Below are 7,041 nucleotides of genomic sequence, written 5' to 3'. Positions count from 1 at the left end.
AGACTTCCTCCACACCTACAACCACCACCGCTGCCACACCGCACTCGACGGACACCCACCCATCACCCGCGTCAACAACCCTGCGGGTCAATACATCTAGGTCGTCCGGCGGGGGCGGCGGCCGGCTGCGGCGCCTCCCCCGTGGGCGCCGCAGCGGGCCGGCGCCGGAACGGGCCCGGGGCGGGTGCCCCGGGCCCGTCGGTCTGCGTGGAACTACAGGTTGCCGCGCTTGGCCTGCTCGCGCTCGATCGCCTCGAAGAGGGCCTTGAAGTTGCCCTTGCCGAAGCCCATCGAGCCGTGGCGCTCGATCATCTCGAAGAAGACGGTCGGGCGGTCCTGGACCGGCTTGGTGAAGATCTGCAGCAGGTAGCCGTCCTCGTCGCGGTCGACCAGGATCTTCAGCTCGCGCAGCGTCTCGATGGGCACCCGGGTCTCGCCGGCCCACTCGCCGAGGGTGTCGTAGTACGAGTCCGGGGTGTCGAGGAACTGGACACCGTTGGCCCGCATGGAGCGCACGGTCGCCACGATGTCGTTGGTGGCCAGGGCGATGTGCTGGACGCCGGCGCCGCCGTAGAACTCCAGGTACTCGTCGATCTGCGACTTCTTCTTCGCGATCGCCGGCTCGTTGATCGGGAACTTCACCTTCAGGGTGCCGTCCGCGACCACCTTCGACATCAGTGCCGAGTACTCGGTCGCGATGTCGTCGCCCACGAACTCCTTCATGTTCGTGAAGCCCATGACCTTGTTGTAGAAGGCCACCCACTCGTTCATCTTGCCGAGCTCGACGTTGCCGACGCAGTGGTCGATGGCCTGGAAGGTGCGCTTGGCCGGCGGCTCGACCATCGGGTCGGCGGCGACGAAGCCCGGCAGGTACGGGCCGTCGTAGCCGGAGCGCTCGACGAGGGTGTGGCGGGTCTTGCCGTACGTGGCGATGGCGGCGAGGACGACGGTGCCGTGCTCGTCCTTGACCTCGTGCGGCTCCTCGATGCCGCGTGCCCCGTGCTCGACGGCATAGGCGTACGCGGCGCGCGCGTCCGGGACCTCGATCGCCAGGTCCACGACGCCGTCACCGTGCTCGGCGACGTGCTCGGCGAGGAAGCGGCCCCGGTCGGTGGCGGCCTTGATGACGGAGGTGAACACGAAACGGGCGGCGCCGTTCGTCAGGACGTAACTGGCGGTCTCGCGGCTGCCGTTCTCCGGTCCGGAGTACGCGACGAGCTTCATGCCGAAGGCCGTGGAGTAGTAGTGCGCGGCCTGCTTGGCATTGCCGACGGCGAAGACGACCGCGTCCATCCCCTTCACGGGGAAGGGGTCGGCCTGCCGCGCCGTGGAGGGGGTCTGCTGGATGGTCTCAGTCATGGGGGCAGAGTCCCGCCGATCGGCAAGCTGCGCAATAGTTCGCCTCCGGGGTGGTCAATGTGCCCAGCCACCGGCCAGTATGAGCGGAAGACTTGTACAGGATGACCATGTGGAGGCCGCTGTGGCGATCGATCATCTGGACGGCCGTCTGATCGTGCTGCTCGCGCGGGAGCCGCGTATCGGGGTCCTGGAGGCATCGCGCCGGCTCGGCGTGGCGCGGGGCACGGTCCAGGCGCGGCTCGACCGCCTCCAGGCGAACGGGGTGATCCGCGGGTTCGGCCCCCAGGTCGACCCGGCGGCGCTGGGCTACCCGGTGACCGCGTTCGCGACGCTGGAGATCAAGCAGGGCCAGGGCGCGGACGTCCGGGGGCATCTGGCGACCGTGCCCGAGGTGCTCGAACTGCACACGACGACCGGCCACGGCGACATGCTGTGCCGCCTGGTCGCCCGCTCCAACGCGGACCTCCAGCGCGTGATCGACCGGGTGGTCGGCTTCGAGGGCATCGTGCGGGCCTCGACCGCGATCGTGATGGAGAACCCCGTGCCGCTGCGGATCATCCCGCTGGTGGAGCAGGCGGCGGAGGACGTCGACTGAGCGGTGGAGCCGTGGAGGGGCTTGCTACGGGTACCGGGAGCGGCCAGGATCCAGGCCGAAGAAGTGCGGCGCCCACACCGCTCTGGGGGAGAGATGTCGAAAGCGATCGACCGGCCAGGCATGACGACAGCGGCGACGCCCCGCGCCCGGGTGAGCTTCGACCGCAGGACCGTCACCGTCCATCGCCGGCTCGCGCCCGGCCTGCCGTGGCGACCGCCCACCTCACACGCGATCTCGCGTGTGCTCGGCGCGAAGCTCGTCTGGCTGGGCGGCGAAGGGGAGCGGCGACAGTTCGATCTGTGCCTCGCCAGCGAGCCGACCGTGCAGATCGGCGTGCACATCGGCCAGAACCCCCACAAAGAGCCGGCCCAAAGGCGGGAGCAGCATTGGCGCACACTCGTCGGTGCGATCAACGGGGGATCCGGGCAGTGGATGCGCGGTGTGCTCGGTGCGACGGTGGGGATGGGGCCGTGGAGTGAGGAGGTGTGGCGCCAGGCCGAGACGCTGGCTCCGGAGCTGTGCGTGTTCGGCGAATGGGACACCCACGTCCCGTCCCTGCGGAGCCGCACAGCGCGCTCCCATCGAGAGATGATCGAAAGTACGGTTCTCAGCTGCCTCCGCGGCGGGGCCGACGTCCGCGGCACGACGGTACGCAGGGGCTCGTGGAACGGTTTTGACGCCGACCGGTCCCCGTTGAACCGCGCGCGGGCCGAAGCCTGGCTCGACCTCATCGTCACGCTGCGGGATCAGCATGGGGTCGACCCGGCCGACGACGCCCCCGCCGAGTGACATGAAGCGGCGCGCGGCGGGTGCCACTCCCCCGCCGCCAGGGCGGGGTGCGGGGGCGCGTCGCCGGCGCCCCTGAAGTGGCGTCGGTCCTGGACGAGTCGCAGGGCGCATGCACCCGCGGAACAACGCCACGAGTCGGTGGACATGGGGCGCGGTGATCGCAAAGAAGTAGTTGCAAAGAAACCCTTGCACACCTTTCTTTGCAACTCTAGGCTCGTCCCATGTCCGCACCCGAGGAACGCGTCAGCCGCACGCTCGACCCGCGCTCACTGCGCGGGCTCGCCCATCCCCTCCGCATCCGGCTGCTGCGCGCCCTGCGGCACAACGGGCCCGCCACCGCCTCCCAACTGGCCGAGCGGCTCGGCGAGTCCAGCGGCGCGACCAGCTACCACCTGCGCCAGCTCGCCGCGCACGGCTTCGTGGAGGACGACCCGTCCCGGGGCAAGGGCCGGGAGCGGTGGTGGAAGGCGGCCCAGCAGGGCACGTCGGTCGACGCGTCGCTGTACCGGAACGCCGACCCCGAGGTCCGGGGCGCCATGGAGGTCTACCTCCATGAGATCGCGACCATCCACACCCAGGAGCTGAACACCTGGCTCGGCACCCGCCACGACTGGGACGCGGCCTGGGCCGGCGCCAGCGACATGAGCGACTTCACCCTGTGCCTGCCGCCCGAGCGACTGCACGAGCTCAACGCCAAGATCCACTCGCTGATCGACGAGTACCACCAGAGCTCCGACACCGAAGCGCCGGGCGTCGCCCGCGTACGCATGCACCTGCACGCGTTCCCCCAGCGCGAGTCCTGACGGAAGGGACCCCGAGGACGCCATGCACACCGACATCCACCTGAAGCTCCACCGCCTGCGCTCCACCGAACTCCGCCGGGCCGCCGCCGACTTCGTGCCGCGCGCCCCGCTCCGTACCCAACTGGGCTGGACCCTCGTCGCGTTAGGGCTGCGCCTGGCCGTCCCCGCCACCGCCCGACCGCACCCGCGCGCCGTATGAGCGCGTCGGGAGGACGGGCACCCCTGGCCACCGTCCTGGCCGCCAACGCCATCTCGATCACGGGCAACGCCCTCACCCTCATCGGTGTCCCCTGGTTCGCGCTGGACACCACGGGCAGCCCCGGAAAGGCCGGCCTCGTCGCCTTCTGCGCGGCCGCCCCCGTCGTCGTCTCCGCGATCGTCGGCGGCCCGGTCATCGACCGCATCGGGCGCCGCAGGATCAGCGTCGTCTCCGACCTCGTCTGCGCGCTCGCGCTGGCCGCGATCCCGCTCCTGCACCGCACCGGCCTGCTGGAGTTCTGGATGCTGTGCGCGCTGATGGCCGTGACCGGCCTCTTCCACGCGCCCGGCGAGACCGCCCGCTACGTCCTCGTCCCCGACCTGGCCCGCCGCGCGGGAACCCCGTTCCCCGCGCCGCGAGCCTCTACGACGCCGTCTCGCGAGGCGCCCGGATGTCCGGCGCCGCACTCGCCGGTGTCCTCGTCGCCGTCATCGGCGCGGATGCCGTCCTGCTCCTCGACGCCGCCACCTTCGGGCTCTCCGCCCTGCTCGTGCTCGTCGGCCTGCGGAACGTGCCGTCCGCCGCGCCCCGGCCCGACCCGGCCCCCTTCTCCCTGTCCGGCTACCGCGCCGAACTGCGCGAGGGGTACACCTTCGTGCTCCGCTCCCGGCTGCTGCTCGGCGTCGTCCTGATGGTGATGGTGACCAACGGCCTCAACCAGGGCTGGAGTGCGATCCTGCTTCCCGTCCACGCCCGGGAGCACCTCGGCGGCTCCGCCACCCTCGGTCTGCTCGTCGCCGTCTTCGGCGGCTGCGCGCTCCTCGCGGCACTCCTGTACGGGGCGGTCGGCCACCGCTTCCCGCGCCGCGCCCTCTTCACGGCCGGGTTCCTGCTGTGCGGGGCCCCGCCCTATGTGGCGGCCGCGCTCACCGACACCACGCTTCCGCTGCTCGTCACCATGGCGGCGGGCGGCCTGGGCGCCGGCCTGCTCAACCCGATCCTGGCCACCGTCGCGTACGAACGCGTCCCCGACGAGCTGCGCAGCCGGGTCTCCGGCGTGACGACGGCCGGGGTGCTCCTGACGACCCCGCTGGGTGGCCTCGCGGCCGGGCAGCTGATCGAAGGAGCCGGTCTGACGGTGGCGCTGCTCGCGTTCGGCGGCGTCTACTTCCTGGCCACGCTCGCCCCGACGGTGTTCCCCTGCTGGCGCGAGATGGACTCCGTGCCGCCGCGCGTCAGCAGCTCGGAACCTTCGCCTCCTGCCCCTGTTCCAGCGCCCGGAGCGAGGACACCGCGTCGCTGAGCGTGGAGACCGGGATCAGCCGCATGCCCTCGGGCAGCTCCGCCTGCGCGTCGGAGCACTCCGCCTTCGGCACGAGGAAGACGCTCGCCCCGTCCCGCCCGGCGGCCTGGGTCTTCAGGGAGACTCCGCCGACGGCGCCGACCGTGCCGTCCGGCTCGATCGTTCCCGTACCGGCGACGGTCCGGCCGCCGGTGAGGTCACCGCCCGAGCCGTCGCCGTCGAGCTTGTCGACGATCCCGAGGGAGAACAGGAACCCGGCGCTCGGTCCGCCGATGTCGGCGAGGTGGAGCGTGACCCTGACGTCCTTCGGGTCGAGCTTCAGATGGTTCAGGGCGGCGAGGGTGGCGGCGTCCTGCGACTCCTTCATCTCGCCCAGATTGTGCTTCTCGACCTCGGCGTCCGACTTCCCGGGAGGGTAGACGGCATCGCGCGGCAGGACGGCCCGGTCGGTACGGAACCAGGCGTCGGCGACGTCTCCGAAGTCGTTGTCGACACTCGGCCCGGTGGCCACGATGGTCGTCATCAACAGCTTGCCCTGGGTCGGACGGACCGGCGCGCCACTGATGGTGATGACCTCACGCCCCTTGTTCTTGCCGAGCACGTCCGCCGTGGAGCCGGGCTGTGCGATGGCGTACGGCAGCGGCGCCAGCCCCACCACCGCGAAGAGCGCGGCGACGGGCAGGGCGCAGAGCGCGAGGGCACGGTGACGCGTGAGACGGGAGAGCACGCCCCCAATCTACTGTGCGGCCCTCACCGGCAGCCGACGGCCGAAGAACGAGCGGACCTCCCGGCGGACGGCGGGCACGGACGTCCTCGGGTCGATCGCGCCGACGAGCCGCACCCGGTCGGCCGTGCTCATCAGGCCGGCGGCGTGCAGCCGCGGCACGAGCGCGGCGTAGTCGGTGAACACCCAGTGGTCCGCGTCGTCGAGCTGCCGTCGGCGGGTAAGGCCCCCGGAGCGGGCGAGCGCGGCGGCCCAGGAGCGGTCGAGCCGCGCGTTGCGGAAGCCGTCGGTGCCGAGCAGCAGGAGCGGCCGGTCGACGCCGTACCGGGCCACCGGGAACAGCGTGCCGTCGGCCTGGTCCAGGTACCCCTCCAGGTTCACGGCGGCAGTGACGCGCGGGTCGTCGTACAGCGTCTGGGCGGCGGCGGTGCCGCCGGCCGAGTGCCCGTAGATCCCGATCCGCCCCAGGTCGAGGGCGCGGCCGAGGGGCCCCTCCAGGGCTTCGAGCCGGTCGAGGACGAACCGGATGTCGGCGAGGCGGGTGTCGATCATGGTGCGGAACTGCTCGGCGTCGGGCTGCCCGGTGAAGACGGTGGGGCGCACCTTGTCGCGTCCGGGGCGCGCGGTGGGGAAGTCCACCTCGCTCGCGTCCCCCGGGTGGTCGACGGTGACGACGGCCCAGCCGTGGCTCGCCAGTTCCTCGGCGAGCGAGGTGCCCATGGTGCGGGCGTCGCCGCCCCCGGGGCTGTAGAGCAGCACGGGCCTGCGGCCGGGCAGGACGGGGGCGCCCGGGTGGGTGTGCGTACGGGTCGCCGCCCAGTCGACCCCGGCGTCGGGCAGGCCCGGGCGGGTCCAGGGCGCGAGGACGGTGAACAGCTCCGCGGCGTCCGCGGTCAGCTGGGGCGCGCGCGGATATCCGCGGACGGTTCGGGCCGGGTGGTGCACGGTGACCATGACCTCCCGTACCCCGATCGCCGGCAGCCAGGGGTCGTTGCGGGAGCCGTCGACCAGGTGGAGGGTGGTGGCGCCGATCTTGTACGGGCCGGTGGGCGGGGGCAGCCGGAGGACGAGGCCGCGCGCGGGGTCGGGGTCCGGGGCGGGGGTGGGGATGGTCGCGCGGGCGGTGGCCGGGAGGAGGGCCGGGGTGAGGGTCGCGGCGGCGGCGAAGGCGGCCCGGGTGACGGCCCGTCGGGTCATGGGAGAAGGTGTCATGCGGGACAGGCTGCCGCCGGGCCGGCAGCCTCCGCGAAGGTTGAGGCTGTGGACGAA

7 protein-coding genes and 2 pseudogenes are annotated in these 7,041 nt (G+C 72.1%); 6 read left to right on the top strand and 3 right to left on the bottom strand.

What is annotated here, in order from left to right; all coding sequences use genetic code 11:
- Window positions 1-100, top strand: a pseudogene (locus tag ACZ4VW_RS30330) (IS481 family transposase); the annotation flags it as partial.
- A gap of 113 nt (window positions 101-213) precedes the next feature.
- Here ACZ4VW_RS30330 and hppD read toward each other — a convergent pair.
- The gene (hppD, locus tag ACZ4VW_RS30325; RefSeq protein ID WP_467967941.1) at window positions 214-1,359 is read right to left on the bottom strand and encodes a 4-hydroxyphenylpyruvate dioxygenase; all 1,146 of its coding nucleotides are present in this window, start codon (window positions 1,357-1,359) and stop codon (window positions 214-216) included.
- 121 nt (window positions 1,360-1,480) lie between these two features.
- Here hppD and ACZ4VW_RS30320 point away from each other — a divergent pair, with 121 nt between their 5' ends.
- The 5 genes and pseudogenes from ACZ4VW_RS30320 (at window position 1,481) to ACZ4VW_RS30300 (ending at window position 5,048) form a co-directional block, all read left to right on the top strand.
- Window positions 1,481-1,954: an Lrp/AsnC family transcriptional regulator gene (locus ACZ4VW_RS30320; protein WP_355112431.1), complete on the top strand. Its 474-nt coding sequence runs from the start codon at window positions 1,481-1,483 to the stop codon at window positions 1,952-1,954.
- Window positions 1,955-2,047: 93 nt separating this feature from the next.
- Window positions 2,048-2,743: a hypothetical protein gene (locus ACZ4VW_RS30315; RefSeq protein ID WP_467967939.1), complete on the top strand. Its 696-nt coding sequence runs from the start codon at window positions 2,048-2,050 to the stop codon at window positions 2,741-2,743.
- 221 nt (window positions 2,744-2,964) lie between these two features.
- Complete coding sequence (locus ACZ4VW_RS30310; protein ID WP_467967937.1) at window positions 2,965-3,546, top strand: helix-turn-helix domain-containing protein; 582 nt, start codon at window positions 2,965-2,967, stop codon at window positions 3,544-3,546.
- Between the two features lie 22 nt (window positions 3,547-3,568).
- Window positions 3,569-3,745: a hypothetical protein gene (locus ACZ4VW_RS30305; RefSeq protein WP_467967935.1), complete on the top strand. Its 177-nt coding sequence runs from the start codon at window positions 3,569-3,571 to the stop codon at window positions 3,743-3,745.
- Window positions 3,742-5,048: pseudogene (locus tag ACZ4VW_RS30300) on the top strand (MFS transporter). Before ACZ4VW_RS30305 ends, ACZ4VW_RS30300 begins: the two are co-directional and overlap by 4 nt.
- Here ACZ4VW_RS30300 and ACZ4VW_RS30295 read toward each other — a convergent pair.
- Both ACZ4VW_RS30295 and ACZ4VW_RS30290 read right to left on the bottom strand, forming a co-directional pair.
- Window positions 4,981-5,775: a S16 family serine protease gene (locus tag ACZ4VW_RS30295; protein WP_467967933.1), complete on the bottom strand. Its 795-nt coding sequence runs from the start codon at window positions 5,773-5,775 to the stop codon at window positions 4,981-4,983. The pseudogene ACZ4VW_RS30300 and the gene ACZ4VW_RS30295 overlap by 68 nt on opposite strands.
- A gap of 9 nt (window positions 5,776-5,784) precedes the next feature.
- Complete coding sequence (locus ACZ4VW_RS30290; RefSeq protein WP_467967931.1) at window positions 5,785-6,984, bottom strand: alpha/beta hydrolase family protein; 1,200 nt, start codon at window positions 6,982-6,984, stop codon at window positions 5,785-5,787.
- Window positions 6,985-7,041: the final 57 nt, after the last annotated feature.

The organism is Streptomyces sp. NPDC029139, assembly GCF_055564335.1.
The sequence above is the reverse complement of the archived record's forward strand: the minus strand, read 5'-3'. Positions and strand labels throughout refer to the sequence as shown.